At 71.7% G+C, this 14131-nt stretch carries 16 protein-coding genes; 5 read left to right on the plus strand and 11 right to left on the minus strand.

All coding sequences use genetic code 11. From position 1 onward, the window contains the following. The first annotated feature begins 104 nt into the window (after positions 1 to 104). Positions 105 to 959: a GNAT family N-acetyltransferase gene (locus N7L95_RS18945; RefSeq protein ID WP_301256809.1), complete on the plus strand. Its 855-nt coding sequence runs from the start codon at positions 105 to 107 to the stop codon at positions 957 to 959. Between the two features lie 39 nt (positions 960 to 998). On the opposite strand, the gene N7L95_RS18950 is transcribed toward N7L95_RS18945, so the two are convergent. The 3 genes from N7L95_RS18950 to N7L95_RS18960 form a co-directional block, all read right to left on the minus strand. Beyond that, on the minus strand, positions 999 to 1268 hold the full coding sequence (locus tag N7L95_RS18950; protein ID WP_301256810.1) for an HPr family phosphocarrier protein: 270 nt from the start codon (positions 1266 to 1268) through the stop codon (positions 999 to 1001). Beyond that, positions 1237 to 1695 (minus strand): PTS sugar transporter subunit IIA, encoded by a 459-nt coding sequence (locus tag N7L95_RS18955; RefSeq protein ID WP_301256811.1) that lies wholly within the window; start codon positions 1693 to 1695, stop codon positions 1237 to 1239. The genes N7L95_RS18950 and N7L95_RS18955 overlap by 32 nt, the downstream gene beginning before the upstream one ends. A 101-nt stretch (positions 1696 to 1796) precedes the next feature. Continuing rightward, positions 1797 to 2315, minus strand: coding sequence for a hypothetical protein (locus N7L95_RS18960; protein WP_301256812.1), 519 nt, complete (start codon positions 2313 to 2315; stop codon positions 1797 to 1799). 96 nt (positions 2316 to 2411) lie between these two features. Between N7L95_RS18960 and N7L95_RS18965 the strand changes: the two genes are divergently transcribed. Both N7L95_RS18965 and N7L95_RS18970 read left to right on the plus strand, forming a co-directional pair. Then, positions 2412 to 3110: an alpha/beta fold hydrolase gene (locus N7L95_RS18965; protein WP_301256813.1), complete on the plus strand. Its 699-nt coding sequence runs from the start codon at positions 2412 to 2414 to the stop codon at positions 3108 to 3110. Positions 3111 to 3266: 156 nt separating this feature from the next. Continuing rightward, positions 3267 to 4397, plus strand: coding sequence for a hypothetical protein (locus N7L95_RS18970; protein WP_301256814.1), 1131 nt, complete (start codon positions 3267 to 3269; stop codon positions 4395 to 4397). A gap of 13 nt (positions 4398 to 4410) precedes the next feature. Here N7L95_RS18970 and N7L95_RS18975 read toward each other — a convergent pair whose 3' ends face one another. After that, entirely contained in the window at positions 4411 to 5109 is a 699-nt protein-coding gene (locus N7L95_RS18975; protein WP_301256815.1) for a DUF4197 domain-containing protein, read from the minus strand. 11 nt (positions 5110 to 5120) lie between these two features. On the opposite strand from N7L95_RS18975, the gene N7L95_RS18980 reads away from it, so the two are divergent. Then, on the plus strand, positions 5121 to 5621 hold the full coding sequence (locus N7L95_RS18980; protein WP_301256816.1) for a TlpA family protein disulfide reductase: 501 nt from the start codon (positions 5121 to 5123) through the stop codon (positions 5619 to 5621). Between the two features lie 12 nt (positions 5622 to 5633). Here the strand turns inward: N7L95_RS18980 and N7L95_RS18985 are convergent, their stop codons facing one another. The 7 genes from N7L95_RS18985 to lipB all read right to left on the minus strand — a co-directional run bounded on the left by N7L95_RS18985 (position 5634) and on the right by lipB (position 13284). Further along, positions 5634 to 6473, minus strand: a complete 840-nt coding sequence (locus tag N7L95_RS18985) for a DMT family transporter (RefSeq protein ID WP_301256817.1) — start codon at positions 6471 to 6473, stop codon at positions 5634 to 5636. A gap of 79 nt (positions 6474 to 6552) precedes the next feature. Next, positions 6553 to 7260 carry a helix-turn-helix domain-containing protein gene (locus N7L95_RS18990; protein ID WP_301256818.1) on the minus strand — a complete coding sequence of 236 codons (708 nt, stop codon included), beginning with the start codon at positions 7258 to 7260 and terminating at the stop codon, positions 6553 to 6555. Positions 7261 to 7309: 49 nt separating this feature from the next. Then, on the minus strand, positions 7310 to 7903 hold the full coding sequence (locus N7L95_RS18995; protein WP_301256819.1) for an SCO family protein: 594 nt from the start codon (positions 7901 to 7903) through the stop codon (positions 7310 to 7312). After that, positions 7869 to 8450: a c-type cytochrome gene (locus tag N7L95_RS19000; RefSeq protein WP_301256820.1), complete on the minus strand. Its 582-nt coding sequence runs from the start codon at positions 8448 to 8450 to the stop codon at positions 7869 to 7871. The genes N7L95_RS18995 and N7L95_RS19000 overlap by 35 nt, the downstream gene beginning before the upstream one ends. Positions 8451 to 8466: 16 nt before the next feature. Beyond that, a complete protein-coding gene (locus tag N7L95_RS19005) occupies positions 8467 to 10815 on the minus strand; it encodes an RICIN domain-containing protein (RefSeq protein WP_301256821.1) in 2349 nt (782 codons plus the stop codon). 763 nt (positions 10816 to 11578) lie between these two features. After that, positions 11579 to 12577 carry a lipoyl synthase gene (gene lipA / locus N7L95_RS19010; protein WP_301256822.1) on the minus strand — a complete coding sequence of 333 codons (999 nt, stop codon included), beginning with the start codon at positions 12575 to 12577 and terminating at the stop codon, positions 11579 to 11581. A 44-nt stretch (positions 12578 to 12621) separates the two neighbouring features. Then, complete coding sequence (gene lipB, locus N7L95_RS19015) at positions 12622 to 13284, minus strand: lipoyl(octanoyl) transferase LipB (protein ID WP_301256823.1); 663 nt, start codon at positions 13282 to 13284, stop codon at positions 12622 to 12624. Between the two features lie 118 nt (positions 13285 to 13402). Here lipB and N7L95_RS19020 point away from each other — a divergent pair, with 118 nt between their 5' ends. Further along, positions 13403 to 14122 (plus strand): tetratricopeptide repeat protein, encoded by a 720-nt coding sequence (locus N7L95_RS19020; RefSeq protein WP_301256824.1) that lies wholly within the window; start codon positions 13403 to 13405, stop codon positions 14120 to 14122. Positions 14123 to 14131: the final 9 nt, after the last annotated feature.

Consider the following 14131-nt stretch of genomic DNA (forward strand, 5'->3'; position numbering starts at 1 on the left):
CGGCCACGCCCGCCGCGGGCCGGCTTCATGCAAGCGTCATCTGCGGGTCATGCCTGCGTCACCGCGCCTGCCTACGCTGCTGGCATCTTGCAAGGGAGGAGCAGATGAGAGACGTGCCGATGCCGACGATGCCCCTGGCGGACATCCGTATGCCACCCCGGAGGTCGCTTCATCCAGGCGCTGCGGCAGTTGCTGCGGCTGCGGCGGATGCCCCGCCTGCCCGGCTGGAAGTGGCTTGGGCGCGAGATGCGGACGAGGTCCTCGAAGCACAGCGCCTGAGGTACCAGATCTTCGCCGAGGAGATGGGGGCGCGGCTGTCGCCGCCGCCGGGCTCGCCCGCCGGCCACGACATCGACATGTTCGACGCCCATTGCGAGCACCTGCTGGTGCGTGCCGCCGGCGAGCCGGGTCGCCGCGGCCCGGGGCCGGTCATCGGCACCTATCGGGTGCTGACGCCCGAGGCGGCCAAGCGGCTCGGCGGCCTGTACAGCGAGACCGAATTCGACCTGACCCGCCTGCGGCCGCTGCGTCCGCGCATGGTGGAGCTGGGCCGCTCCTGCGTGCATCCGGACTTCCGCTCCGGGGGCGCCATCCTGGCGCTGTGGGCCGCGCTGGCCGAGTTCATGTGGCGCAACGGGCTGGACACGATGATCGGCTGCGCCAGCATCAGCATGCGCGACGGTGGCCATGTGGCGGCCAGCCTGTGGCAGCGCCTGCGCGAGACCCACCTGGCACCGATCGAGTGGCAGGTGCGGCCGCGCCTGCCGTTGCCGGTGCACGAGCTGCGCCGCGACCTCGACGTGGAGCCGCCGGCACTGATCAAGGGTTACCTGCGTTGCGGTGCCCGCATCCTCGGCGCGCCGGCCTGGGACCCCGACTTCAACACCGCCGACCTGCCGATGCTGATGCGCCTGCAGGACCTGCCGGCGCGCTACCGCCGGCATTTTCAGCGCAGCTGAGCCCGGCCGGGGCCGCGGCCCGCGCCACGGGCCGGCAGCCTATTCGCCTTCGCCGAACTTGTCGTCGATCAGCGCAACCAGGGCGGTCATCGCCTCCTGCTCGTCGGGGCCGTCCACTTCCAGCTCGACCTCCGCGCCCAGGCCGGCGGCCAGCATCATGACGCCCATGATGCTCTTGGCATTCACGCGGCGGCCGTTGCGGCTCATGAAGATGTCGCTGCGGTAGGCGGCGGCCAGCTTGGTGAGCTTGGCCGAGGCACGCGCGTGCAGGCCGAGCTTATTGCTGATGGTGATGTTCTGCTTGATCATGTCCGGGTCGGTTGCCCACGTTCTGTGCCTGATTCTGGGGCCGCGTGATCGCTACTTGCATGACACCCTGCGTCGCCCCCGCCACCGCGCGGGCGACCAGCGCGTCGAGCGGCTCGCCTTGATAACACAGACTGCGCCACAGCATCGGCACATTCGCCCCGGCGACAACCTTGACGCTCACGCCGTCGGCCAGCCGCTGCGCCACGTTGCAGGGCGTGGCGCCGAACACGTCGGTGAGGATCAGCGCCTCCGGCGAGCGCACCCGCGCCAGCAGCACCCGGGCCTGCGCCTCGATGTCCTCGACCGCGAGGTTGGGGGCCACGTCCAGCGCCTCCACGGTGGCGCCGCAATCCGGGAAGGTGTGCGCGGCGCAAGCCTTCAGCGCGCTGGCGAGGGGGGCGTGGGCGATGATGAGGATGCCGGGCATAGGAGGAAGGGCGATTATCGGCGCACTGGCCGGCAAGGCGCCGGCTTTAAGACCACAGTGTGGCAAGGCAGGAACGGTGCCGGCCCGGCCCGGCCCATGCGTCATTGCAGCGTGAAACCGCCGAAGAAGCTGTCCAGCACCTCGGGCGGCGCCGCCTCGTGGCCGACGATGCTCGCCTGGTAGACCACCGTGCCCCTGGCGAAGAAGCCGGCCTGTTGCAGCAGCACGCTGCCGTCCGGCCGCCGGCCCTGGGCCTGCACGCGCAGCGCTTGCGGGTGGGGCGTCATGCCGGATGCGCGCATCGGGCCGATCACCGCCTCGGGGCCGCCGACATTGGCGCTGGCGGCCTGCCGTAGCTGTTGCAGCGCGGGCTCCACCCGGGCCGGGTCGCCGAGGTCGGCGAAGGTCAGTCCAAAGGTCCAGCCGCCGGTGCTGCAGCTGTGCATCTCCATGCGGGCGGGCTGGCCCGCCAGCACCACGCTGCGCGCATGGCTCAGCGGCTTGCAGGGGAAGAGGGCGCGCAGGCCGGCCCCCTCGGGGCGCACTTCGCGCCAGTCGAGGCTGGGGCTGCAGGCCGAAAGCAGCAGGGCCGCCGCAAGGGCGGGCGAAAGTCGGTTCATCCGCCCGATTATCTTCAGCCACGCACAATCGGTGCACCCGCTGCCGGCCCGCGGCATCGGGCCGCTGCAACCGACACGGATCGACAAGGAGCAAGGATGGCCGACTACGTACTCGTGCACGGTGCCTGGCATGGCGCCTGGTGCTGGAAGCGGATCCTGCCGGGCCTCTGGCAGGCCGGGCACCGCGCCTTCGCGGTGAGCCTGAGCGGCGTGGGCGAGCGTGCCCACCAGATCGGCACCCCCATCACGCTGCAGACCCATGTGGAAGACGTGGCGCGCGTCATCGAGGCCGAGGAGCTGGATGCCGCCGTGCTGGTCGGCCACAGCTACGCCGGCATGGTGGTGACCGGTGTCGCCGACCGCATGGCTGCGCGCATCCGCCACCTGGTGTACCTCGACGCGGTGGTGCCGAACCCCGGCGAGAGCTGGTCCAGCCGCCACAGCCCCGAGACCCAGCGGGACCGGCGCGCGCAGATCTCCCAGCACGGCAGCCTGCCGCCGGCTGCGCCGACCGCGTTCGGCCTCGACGGCGAGGATGCCGCCTGGGTCCAGCGGCGGCAGACGCCGCAGCCCGGCGGCGTCTACGACAGCCCGCTGCAGTTCGACGGGGCGCGCGTGTTCAGCCTGCCCAAGACTTTCATCGACTGCACCGACCCGGCCCTGCCCACGGTGGCGGCATCACGCCAGCGGGTGCGCAGCGAGCCGGGTTGGCAGGTGGTGGAGATCCCGACCGGCCACGACGCAATGATCAGCGCACCGCGCGAGCTCTTGGCGGCCTTGCTGGCGCTGGCCTGAGCGCTGGCCGGGGGCGGGCCTCAGCAGGATTGACAGGCCGGGCGGGTGGCGGTTCGCATGCGCCGCCGTCGCTTCGGCCGCCTCGGCCGGCGGCGGTGCGGCGGGCTTCCACACTGGCGGCACGTTCACCCACCTTCCACTTCTTGCCACGCCGCCATGGGACTCCACAGTTTTTCGCCCGGCACCGCCCGGCTGCCGCTGCCCCACGATCCAAGCGCCTGCGATGACGGCGACGCCCGATGGTGCCCGCTGCTGGCCCAGGTGGGCGCGCAGATCGCCGGTCCGCTCAGCGCCGCCATCGAGCGGGTGCAGGCACTCAGCACCAGTGGGCGCATCGATGCGCTGAGCCTGCAGCGGCTCGGCGAAGAGCTGGCGCAGGCACGCCGCGTCGGCATGGCGAGCCAGCAGATCGCCCGCTATGCCTCGCGCCGGGTGCGGCAGTCGCACGAGCGGGTGGACCTGACCGCGGTGCTGCAGGCCGCGCTGGCGGCCCGCCGTCCGCAGCTGCTGGGCCGCGGGCTGCCGCTGCGCACCGTGCTGCGGCAAGTGGCCGTGATCGTCGACCCGGCCCTGCTCACCAGCCTGCTGGACGCCTTGCTGGACTGGCTGGCCGCCCATGCCGGCTCGGCGGTGGAAGTGAGGCTGGACACCAAGGCCTGGCCGGTGCACGGCCGGCTGGCCTGCCGGTTCCGACCGCGCGCGGCCGCACCGGGCGACTCCGCGGCCGACGAGGCCGAGGACATCGACTGGCAGTTGCTGGCGCATGCGGCGGCGGTCATGGGCGTCGCCCTGGAGCGCCGCCAGGAGGCCGGCCTGGACAGCGTGACGCTGGAATTCCCCCGCACGGTGAATGAGCAGATGCAAGGCCTGGCGGTGCTCGAGCTGGACGACCCGCATCCCTCCACCCGGTCGCGCCCGCTCGCCGGCTGCCAGGTGCTGGTGCTGTCCGGCCGCCGCGAACTGCGCAGCCAGGTGCGCGACGCGGTGCGCGAGCTGGGCCTGGTGCTCGACTTCGTCGGCTCGGTCGAGGAGGCGGCTGCCTTTTGCGGCCGTGGCCTGCCGCATGCGCTGGTGTACGAATCGCTCCTGCGCGGGGAACGGCTCGATCGGCTGCGCCACCGGCTGGAAAGCGAGTCGCCCGACATGGCGTTCATCGAGATCGCCGAGGAGGGCTGGACCTTCGAGGTCTCGGGCCTGGTGCCGGGCTCGGTGGGCCGGGTCGGGCGGCAGGCGATCGCCAGCGCGCTGCCGTCGGCGCTGACCTTCGAGCTGACGCGCAGCCTGTGAGCGGCCCCGGCGCTCAGAGGCTGCCGAAGACCTTGCGCAGGATGGCGCTGCCGGTGCCCACCGGGTCGCGGCGGATCTTGATTTCCTCCTCGCCGATCATCAGGAAGAGCCCGTCCAGCGCCCGCGCGGTGACATAAGGCTCGATGCGGGCGCCCTCGTCGACCAGGCCGAACGTGGCCGCCCGCTCCACCAGGTGGTTGTAGCGCCGCGCCAGGCCGACCTTCTCCGTCATGCGGGCGACGATGGGCTGGAAGCGCGCAGCCAGCGGCTCGCGCGTCTTGGCCGAGAAGAACTCGGTCACCGACGTCTCCGAGCCGCGCAGGATGCGCTTGGCATCGTCAATGTTCATCTGCTTGACCGCACCGATGAGCAGGCTGCGGGCCTCCGGCACCGCCGCCTCGGCGGCCCGGTTCATCGCGGTCTTGAGCTCTTCCAGCCGGCGCCCCTGGCCCAGGCTGTTCAGCAGCTCGGCGGCCTGCTGCAGGTGCTCGGGCAATTCGATGCGAACTTTCGGGTTGCCGAGGAATCCATCCGGGCGGCCCAGCAAACCCACCGCGGCGAGCGCGCCCCGTTCCAGCGCGGCACGCAGGCCGGCGGTGGCCTCGCGTTCGCTCAGGTCGGAAAGCGAGAACGCCGCCACACCCGCGGGCGCCGCGCACAGCAGCGCGCCAGCGAGGGAGGCGGCCTGCGCCGTAAACTTGCGTCGATCCACCGGAGTCCTCCATGAAAAGAACACATTATCTGGCTGCCGCCGTGCTGGCCCTGGCCGTGGCCGGCGGCGCCTGGCTCACGCTCGGCAAGCGCGAGGCGGCCCCGGCCGTCGACTATGTGCTGCTCGACGGCAGCCGCCACAACATCGCGGACCTCAAGGGCAAGGTGGTGCTGGTCAATTTCTGGGCCACCAGCTGCGTCACCTGCGTCAAGGAGATGCCGCAGATGGTGCAGACCTACGAGAAGTACCGCGGCCGCGGGCTGGACTTCGTCGCGGTGGCGATGAGCTATGACCAGCCGGAGTTCGTGCAGCGCTTTGCACAATCGCGCCAGCTGCCGTTCAAGGTCAGCATCGACCGCAGCGGCGAGATCGCCCAGCGATTCGGCGATGTCAAGCTGACGCCCACCACCTACCTGCTCAACAAGCGCGGCGAAGTGGTCAAGCGCTACCTCGGCGAGCCCGATTTCGCCGCCCTCGACAAGCTGCTCGAGGAACTGCTGGCCGAAGCCTGAGCCGGCTTCGCCTCAGCCGCGTGCCCGCATGCCCACCAGCGCGGCGCCGACGATGAGCAGCGCGGCCGCGCCGGTCCATGCCGTCAGCGCCCGGCCCGTCACCAGCAACAGCAGGGTGGTGGAGGCCAGTGGCGTCAGGTAGCTCAAGATGCCGATGGTGCGCGGGTCACCGGTCTTCAGCGCCTTGTCCCACAGGAAAAAGGCGGCGCCCAGCGGCCCGAGGCCCATCACCACAATCAGGCCCCAGTCACGCGCGGCCAGCGTCACGGCTGGCTCCAGCAGCAGGTGGCACAACAGCGACAGCAGGCCCGACACCAGGCCGAACAGGCCGATCACCGAAGTGGGGAAGGCGGCCACCCGCTTGGTCATCAGCGAATAGCTGGCCCACATGAAGGCGGCCCCCAGCGCCGCCAGGTAGCCCCACGACCAGTCGCCCGACAGCGAGCGCCCGCCGACGATGGCCAGTGCCGCGCCGGCAAAGCCCGCGCCCGCCGCCACCAGGTGCAGCGGCCGCAGCCGCATGCCGGGCAACAGCAGCGGCGACAGCACCACGATCAGCAGCGGCCACAGGTAGTTGACCAGGTTGGCTTCCACCGGCGGCGCATGCCGCAGCGCGATGAACAGCAGGAAGTGGTAGCCGAACAGGCCCCACAGCCCCAGCGCCAGCGTGCCGGGCGGCACCCGCCACTCGCGCCAGCGCGGCCAGGCGGGCACGCTGCCGATCAGCAGTGACAGGCCGGTGAGCAGGAAGGGCGGCACGGCCGAGAGCGAAACGCCCAGCGTGGCAAGCGAGGCCCACAGGCCGATGGCACCCAGGGCGCAGAGATGCGAGAGGCGGGAGGAAGCGGACATAGGCCCGCAGCATAGGGCCTGGCGGCCGCTGCTGTCGTCGCGCAACGACGCTGCATCGTCGCGCAACGACGGCGCCGTATCAGGCGGCCGGCCCCGCGGTGCGGCGCAGCGCGGCGGTCAGCGCCGAGGGCGAGCGGTAGCCGCAGTGCAGCGCGACCTGCTGCACCGGCCAGCCCTCGGCCCGCAGCCGGCGCGCCCGGCGCAGGCGACGCTCGCGCACATAGGCGATCGGCGCCAGGCCGCGTTCGGCCACGCAGCGGGCGGCGAACTGCGAGGGGCTGAGGCAGGCCTGCAGCGCCAGCTGTGCCACCGACAGCGGTTCCGCCAGGCGCGCATCGATCCAGCGGTCGAGCGCGGGCCAGTCGATGCGGCGTCCCGGCGTGGTCGGCCGCTGGTCGTGGCGGCTGCCCGCGGGCAAGGTGGCGAGCAACAGGGCGGCGCCAGCCTGGCGTGCCGCTTCGCTGTCGCCGTGGGCGGCCAGGAAGGCCAGCAGGTCCTGCGTGGCCGGGGCGGTGTCCAGCACCCGGTTCGCCAGCCGGTCGAGTTGGGGCAGTGCGTCGCCGCAGTCGATCACGAAGCAGCGGCTGCCGGCGATCGACCAGAAGTCGTGCCGCTCGCCGGGGCCGATGACCGCCAGTCGACCGGCCGTCATGCGGCTGCCCCGTCCTTCGATGTCCAGCTCCAGCACGCCTTGCCAGCCCCACAGCAGCTGGAAGTGCGAATGGCTGTGGCTGCCGGGCGAGGCACCGTAGCGGCGCAGGCTGAGCGAGGCGGATGGGCTGGTCATGGCAGGAGGCGAAGCGGCAGCCGCCAGTGTATCGACGCACTGCGGTCGCTCAGCGGCTCAAGTGCGCCACGATCTCGGCCGGGCTGGGCAGCTCGCCGGTGCGCCACACCAGCCGGGCCTCGTGGTCGAAGATGTAGACCTGGGTGGTGTGGGCATCACGCTCCGGCACGCCCGTGTCGAACCAGGCGCGCACCCGGCCGGCCTCGCGCACCGGCGGCACGGCTGCCCGCCAGGCCGGGCCGGCGCCGTGCCGGCGGCGCCAGGCGGCCAATGCGGGTGGATCGTCGCCCAGCGGGTCGATGCTCAGCGACAGCAGCTGCACCGACGCGCCGGCTGGCGGGACGGACAGCAGCCGGCGCTGCGCCTCGGCGAACAGGGCGCCCTGCACCGGGCAGATCGAGGTGCAGCCGGTGAACATGAACTGCAGCGCGCTGCGCTTGCCGGCCAGCAAGGCTGGCAGCCGGGCGGCCCGGCCGTCGTCCAGGCGCAGCGGCAGGTCTGGCGCCCGCAGCGGCGGCTCGACCGGGCCCATGGCCTCGTCGGCGACCAGCTGGTCGGGTGCCAGCCATCCGGCGGCCAGCCAGGCGAGGCAACGACGACGGGACGGTTCAGCGGGCCGGGGAAGGGCCGGGTGGAAGGTCATGGCGGGCGGCTTTCGGCAAGGGCGTGGTCAGGTAGGCCCACAGCGCGTCGCATTGCGCATCGGTCAGGTCGTAGCGCGGCATGCTGCGCAGCAGGGTGACGAAGGCGGGATCGACGCCGCTGCGCAGCGCTGCGCACAGGCTCGCGGCGTTGTACGCGGACGGCGGCCCGTTGCGGCGCGGCCGCGGCTGCAGCAGGTAGGCCGCGGTCAACCGGGGCGCCAGCGAGGGCACCGGGCCCGACCGTGCTGCCTGATGGCAGCCGGCGCAGGCGGCGGCCGCGGGCGGCAGCGCCTGCGGGTGGCCGGCGATGCGGCCCTGCAGTGGCCGCTGCCCCTGGTAGAGGGCGCGGCCCTGGGCGGCGGCCGCTGCAGCCTCGAGCGGCGGCGCCGGGCCGCAGGCGGCCGGTGTGGCGGCCGACGGGGGCCCGGCCGGCCCCGCCGGCGCGGCGCTGGTGCCCGGCGGCGTGCAGCCGGCCGCCAGCCCCGGCCACGCCAGCGCGGCCGGCAGCAGCGCCCGCCAGAGGGCGCATGGACGCAGCAGCTTCATGGCACCGCTGCCGTTGTCAGCCCAGCCGCAGGAGCAGCACCCGCGCGACGCTGGGCACGCCCTGGCTGCTGATGGCGAACAGCATGTACAGGCCGGGCGTCGCCACGCCAGGGTCGGCCGGCAGGGTCAGGCTGTAGTTCTGGCCGTCGCTGCTGAAGGCGCGCAGCGGGATGCGGCGCTGGTCGTTGTTGACGCTGTGGGTCACCGACGACAGGCGGATCAAGGCAAAGCCGGACACTGGCATGTCGGTGCTGGCGCTGATCACCTCGCCATGGCGCGCGCTGGCCGGCGCGGCGGTGATGGCAGGGCGCGTCGCCGGGCTGCCGTCGGCGTTCAGCAAGTAGGGTGGGGTCAGCACCTCGGCATTCGGGTGGTTGACCGCGCAGGGCCCGCAAAGGCCGCCGCCGCCCGCGAACACCCGGCCATCCTGCAGCAGCAGCGCCACGCTGTGGTAGTTGCGTGGCGTGCGCATCGGTGGCAGTCGGGTGAACAGCTCGGTCTGCGGATTCCACAGCTCGGGCACCAGCACCGAGCGGTCGTCGGTGAAGGAGGCGGGCTGCGCCACGCCGCCGATCACCAGCACCTCGCCGGTGGGCAGCACCACGCTGTTGTGCATGCCGCGCGCATAGGCCATGGGCGCCGCCTGCCGCACGCTGAGCTGGCCGTTGTGCTCGATCACATGCGCGGTGTTGGTCGCGATGCCGCGCTGGTAGGCGGGCGCCCCGCCGACTTTGAGGATGCGGCCCACGTCGTACAGCACCGCATTGCCGTTGATGGCGTAGGCATCATCGCCGCGCCGGCCGGCCGACGTGATGCTGCCCTCGCCGTCGGCGTCGATCCAGTTCATCGAGGCGCTCGGCCCTGCATGCAGCACCCGCCCGCCCGCCAGGGTCAGCAGCCAGAGGTGGTTGTCGGCGCGGTAGATGCCTTCCGGATCGTCTCCCACGACCGGGCCCACTGGCACGCCGGGCAGCCGTTGCCAGCCGCTGCCGGCGGTCCAGCGCTCGCCGTCCTTGCCGCCCTGGCCGCCGCTCCAGGAGCCGCCCAGCGTCAGCACCGAGCCATTGGCCAGCAGCGTCGTGCCCTCGTAGCCGCGGCCGATGTTCATCTGCGCGTCGGCGCTCCAGGTGGCGGTGGCCGGGTCGTAGATGCTGGTGCGGGCGGTGCTGCTGCCGCCGTTGACGAGGATGCGGCCGTCCGCCAGGTTGGCGATGCCGGGGCAGAACATGTCGTGGCCGGTCTCGCTGACGACGCGCTCGCTGCCGGTCAAGGTGGCCGGGTCGAAGATCACCGTGTAGGTGTAGCCGTGGTCACCCCCGAAGTTCAGCCGGTCGTAGGCCGACCAGGTCAGCAGCTTGCCATCGGGCAGGTGCGCCGCGGCCACCGGTACGATGCTGAGCGGGATGACCTCGCTCCAGCGGGCCGGCCGCGACGGCGCAGCCAGCGTCCAGCGCTGGTTGGCGCCGCCATGGCAGCGGTGCTGGATGAGCCGGCTGCCGACCTCGCGCGAGGAGTTGGGCACGTCCAGGCACATGCCGCTGTGCAGCGCCACCAGCCGGTAGCCGCCACCGCTGCTGGGCAGCAGCCGCCAGCGCTGGTGCAGGCGGCCGTTGCAAGGGGCCTGCACCAGCGCAGCGCCGGAGCGGTAGGACGCGCGCGCCACCGAGAGGCACTGGCCGCTGTGCTCGGCCACCACCCGGAAGCCGATCTCCTCCGGCTGCAGCCGCCAGCGCTCGTGCGCCGCTGCCGCGCCGTTGCACGGTACCTGGACGACGTCGGCCTCCTGCGCGCTGGAGGCGTCGCGCACCTGCAGGCACATGCCGCTGTGCTTGACGACGATGCTGGCCGGTGCGGCATCGCCGAACCAGCCGGCAGTGAAACGGAAGGCCTGCGCGGTGGAGCCGCTGCAGCTCGATTGCACCAGTGCTGCGCCGTCCTGCATCGCGCTGCCGGGCACCGTCAGGCACAACTCGCTGTGCAGCGCCTGCAAGCGGGCGGTCGCGCCCTCGGTACGGATGCGCCACAGCTGGGCCGGCTGGTTCTCGCACGGCATCTGCACCACCGCCGCGCCATCGGACATCGCTGCCTGCCAGACCCCCATGCACTGGCCGGTGCCCTGCAACACCAGCCGCCATGCCGAGCCGACCGGCTCGACCGACCAGCGGTCCTGAGGGCTGCCTTCGCAGGTGAACTGGACCACGGCGCTGTCCGGGTCGGTGGCGTCCTGCGCGATGCGCAGGCATTTGGCGCTGTGCGCGGCCGTCACGGTGGTGTACGGGGTGGCGACCTGAGCCTGACTGGCGGGGCTGGTAGCAATTGCCGCGCCGACGTACGGCAGCACCCGCCACATGAGCGATTTATTCATGGTCTTCTCCCTGGTGCAGCGGAGGCCGTCGCTGCGCGCGGATCCCTGGCAGTGCCTGCTGGTTGCCGGGGGCAGGGGAAACATAGACCCGCGTTCATGTGTTTACAACATCGCCCGCACTGGCTGTCTGGCCAGAAGACGAGGCAGCCAATCCCGCGCTCGAAGCGGCGCGCAGACGGCGCACATACGATGCCCGCCATGCAGCTGCTCGTAACCGAGAGAAGAGGACGGCAGGTCCGCCGCTGTGGGAGCTGGCAGGGGGCCCGGGGCGACCGCCTTTCAGGAGTACCCCGGCAGCTGTATCGGTGCGATACAGCCCGGCGCCGCACGGTGGGTTGATGGGCCGCAGGCTTGCGACCATCGACGACCGGATTTCGACACGGGCGTCGATCGATGCACCCACTGCAGGTCGTGGCAGAGCCGGCAGTGGAGGACGGGGGAGGGGGCGATCCGACGCGGGAAAGGCTTCATCAAGCCACTGCGGCACCCGGGCAGCGGGGCAGGCCGGTGGCGCCGGAGGCGATTCGTCCGCAGGCGGGCCCCGGCTCGCTGGACCGCTTTGGCTGGCGCCCACCGGATGGGGAGCGCGGCATGGCCGCGGATCATCGCCGCCGACTTTGCGGCCAAGGACACGGTGCCTTGCCGCACACACCGGTGTCGACAGAGGCCCGGGGGGAGGGCCTGGCGCCAGGCCGTCGCGCTGGCGAAGTGGCGAGGCTGAAGCAGCTGGCACCCGCCAGCCGCCTTCACAGCGCGCTGCGCTTCAACCCGCAGCGCTGCTGATCACCCCGGCCTCGTGCGCCTGCTGGTCCGCGTGGTAGCTGGAGCGCACCATTGCGCCGACCGCAGCGTGGCTGAAACCCATTTCGTAGGCCTTCGCCTCGAACATCTTGAAGGTGTCCGGGTGCACATAACGGCGCACCGGCAGGTGGTGGCCGCTGGGGGCCAGGTACTGGCCGATGGTCAGCATGTCGATGTCGTGGGCCCGCATGTCGCGCATGACCTCGAGGATCTCCTCGTCCGTCTCGCCCAGGCCCACCATGATGCCGCTCTTGGTCGGCACGTGCGGCGCGAACTCCTTGAAGCGCTTCAGCAGGTTGAGCGAGAACTGGTAGTCGGAGCCGGGGCGCGCTTCCTTGTAGAGGCGGGGCGCGGTTTCGAGGTTGTGGTTCATCACGTCCGGCGGCGCGGCCTTCAGGATGTCCAGTGCGCGGTCCATGCGGCCGCGGAAGTCGGGCGTCAGGATCTCGATGCGGGTCTCGGGCGACAGCTCGCGGGTCTTGCGGATGCACTCGACGAAGTGGCCGGCGCCACCGTCACGCAGGTCGTCACGGTCGACGCTGGTGATGACCACGTACTTCAGGCGCAGCGCGGCGATGGTCTTGGCCAGGTTGAGCGGCTCGTCGGGGTCGAGTGGGTCGGGCCGGCCGTGGCCCACGTCGCAGAAGGGGCAACGACGGGTGCACTTGTCGCCCATGATCATGAAGGTGGCGGTGCCCTTGCCAAAGCACTCGCCGATGTTGGGGCAGGACGCTTCCTCGCAGACCGTGTGCAGCTTGTGCTCGCGCAGGATCTGCTTGATCTCGTAGAAGCGGGTCGACGGCGAGCCGGCCTTGACGCGGATCCAGTCCGGCTTCTTCAGGGTCTCGGCGGCCACCACCTTGATGGGGATGCGGGCCGTCTTGGCTTGCGCCTTCTGCTTGGCGGTAGCGTCGTAGGAGGCCGCGTCTTGGGCCTCGTGGACGACATGGGGGGTGGACATCTCGGCTCTCCAGGCTCGCCCGCACTTGGACGGCGGGCTGGGCGTCAGGGGCTCAAGTGTGTCGCCAAACGCTCGCCAAGGCGAGCGGCAGCGGTGCCCCAGTCGGTGGAAACCCCGAGTGTAGCCAAGTCGACGCTCGTCAGTCCTGCGTATCCGCAAGGGTTGATCCCGCTGAAGGGACTCAGATCCATCGCCACGTTCAGCGCCACGCCGTGGTAGGTGCAGTGGCGGGTGACCTTGATGCCGAGCGCGGCCACCTTGCCCAGGCCGGCGAAGGGATCGGGCCGCGGCCCGACCAGCCGCTCGTGCGCCCCGGGCTGCGCCAGGTTGACATAGATGCCGGGCGCACCGGGCACCCGGTGGCCGGTGATGCCGTAGGTCTCCAGCGTCTGGATCACGGCGAGTTCCAGCCGGAACACATATTCCTTCACATAGATGCCCAGCCGTCGCAAGTCCACCAGCGGGTAAGCGACCACTTGCCCCGGACCGTGGTAGGTGACCTGCCCGCCCCGGTTGGTCTGCACCACCGGCACGGCGCCGGGCGCCAGCACATGTTCCGCCTTGCCGGCCAGGCCCAGCGTGAAGACCGGCGGGTGCTCGCACAGCCACAGCTGGTCGGGCGTGTCGGGATGGCGGCCCTCGGTGAAGGCGCGCATTGCATCTTGGGTGGCCGCATAGTCGACGCGGCCCAGCACTTGGATCTGCATCAGGGGAAGCTCGGGTGAGACGCGCAGTCTAGGGCAAGCCATGGGGGCGAAGGGCTGTCGCGGCCGTGCCAAGGTCGACAGAATCGGAGGCACCGATCCGCTTTTTCCAGGAGACAGCATGCCTGCTGCAGTTTTGCCTGTCCCGGCCCGCGTGGCCGCCCTTGTGCTGGCGTGGGCCACCAGCGCCTGTGCCGCGCCGCAGGTCGCGCCGGCCGACGCGCCGGCACTTTCCGCAGCCCCGAGCGGCCCGCAGCGTGAGGAAATCGACGTGGCCCTGGCTGTCTACGAAGCCGGCAGCCTGCAGGAAGCGGAGCGCCGGTTCCGGGCCCTGGCCCGCAAAGGCAGCCCGGTGGGGCGCTACAACCTGGCGATGATGCATGTGCTCGGCGAAGCGCAGCGGCCCGATGCCGACGAGGCGGTGCGGCTGCTGGAACAGTCCGCCGCGCAGGGTTTCATCCGCTCGGAATACGCGCTGGGCCAGGTCTACGAACTTGGCGTCGCCGGTCCGCCCGACCAGCCGCGGGCGGTGGCCTGGTACCAGCGCGCAGCCCGCCACGGCCACATCGACGCGCAGGTGTCGCTCGGCACCGCCTACTACCTGGGCCGGGGCATCGGCAAGGACGCGGCACAGGCGGCGCAGTGGTACCGGGCCGCCGCGCAGGCCGGCGATGTGGGGGCGCAGTACCTGCTCGCGTCGATGTACGAGTCCGGCCTCGGGGTCGAGCAGGACCTGCGCATCGCCCGCTACTGGTATGAGGCCGCCGCGCGCAACGGCGACGAAGCCGCGCCGCACAAGGTGAGGGAGCTCGACCAGCGCCTGCGCGAGGTGCCGCTGTGAGGTCGGCAG

This window comes from Eleftheria terrae, assembly GCF_030419005.1.
GTDB classification, from domain to species: Bacteria; Pseudomonadota; Gammaproteobacteria; order Burkholderiales; family Burkholderiaceae_C; genus Caldimonas; species Caldimonas terrae.

Excerpts from the sequence above, each read along its gene's own strand:
- N7L95_RS18995 (WP_301256819.1), bottom strand. The coding sequence starts at position 7,903 with ATGACCTTCCACCCGGCCCTTCCCCGGCCCGCTGAACCGTCCCGTCGT.
- lipA (WP_301256822.1), bottom strand. The coding sequence starts at position 12,577 with ATGTCCACCCCCCATGTCGTCCACGAGGCCCAAGACGCGGCCTCCTAC.
- N7L95_RS19000 (WP_301256820.1), bottom strand. The coding sequence starts at position 8,450 with ATGAAGCTGCTGCGTCCATGCGCCCTCTGGCGGGCGCTGCTGCCGGCC.
- N7L95_RS18980 (WP_301256816.1), top strand. The coding sequence starts at position 5,121 with ATGAAAAGAACACATTATCTGGCTGCCGCCGTGCTGGCCCTGGCCGTG.
- N7L95_RS19005 (WP_301256821.1), bottom strand. The coding sequence starts at position 10,815 with ATGAATAAATCGCTCATGTGGCGGGTGCTGCCGTACGTCGGCGCGGCA.
- N7L95_RS18985 (WP_301256817.1), bottom strand. The coding sequence starts at position 6,473 with ATGTCCGCTTCCTCCCGCCTCTCGCATCTCTGCGCCCTGGGTGCCATC.
- lipB (WP_301256823.1), bottom strand. The coding sequence starts at position 13,284 with ATGCAGATCCAAGTGCTGGGCCGCGTCGACTATGCGGCCACCCAAGAT.
- N7L95_RS18950 (WP_301256810.1), bottom strand. The coding sequence starts at position 1,268 with ATGATCAAGCAGAACATCACCATCAGCAATAAGCTCGGCCTGCACGCG.
- N7L95_RS18965 (WP_301256813.1), top strand. The coding sequence starts at position 2,412 with ATGGCCGACTACGTACTCGTGCACGGTGCCTGGCATGGCGCCTGGTGC.
- N7L95_RS18960 (WP_301256812.1), bottom strand. The coding sequence starts at position 2,315 with ATGAACCGACTTTCGCCCGCCCTTGCGGCGGCCCTGCTGCTTTCGGCC.
- N7L95_RS19020 (WP_301256824.1), top strand. The coding sequence starts at position 13,403 with ATGCCTGCTGCAGTTTTGCCTGTCCCGGCCCGCGTGGCCGCCCTTGTG.
- N7L95_RS18970 (WP_301256814.1), top strand. The coding sequence starts at position 3,267 with ATGGGACTCCACAGTTTTTCGCCCGGCACCGCCCGGCTGCCGCTGCCC.
- N7L95_RS18990 (WP_301256818.1), bottom strand. The coding sequence starts at position 7,260 with ATGACCAGCCCATCCGCCTCGCTCAGCCTGCGCCGCTACGGTGCCTCG.
- N7L95_RS18945 (WP_301256809.1), top strand. The coding sequence starts at position 105 with ATGAGAGACGTGCCGATGCCGACGATGCCCCTGGCGGACATCCGTATG.
- N7L95_RS18955 (WP_301256811.1), bottom strand. The coding sequence starts at position 1,695 with ATGCCCGGCATCCTCATCATCGCCCACGCCCCCCTCGCCAGCGCGCTG.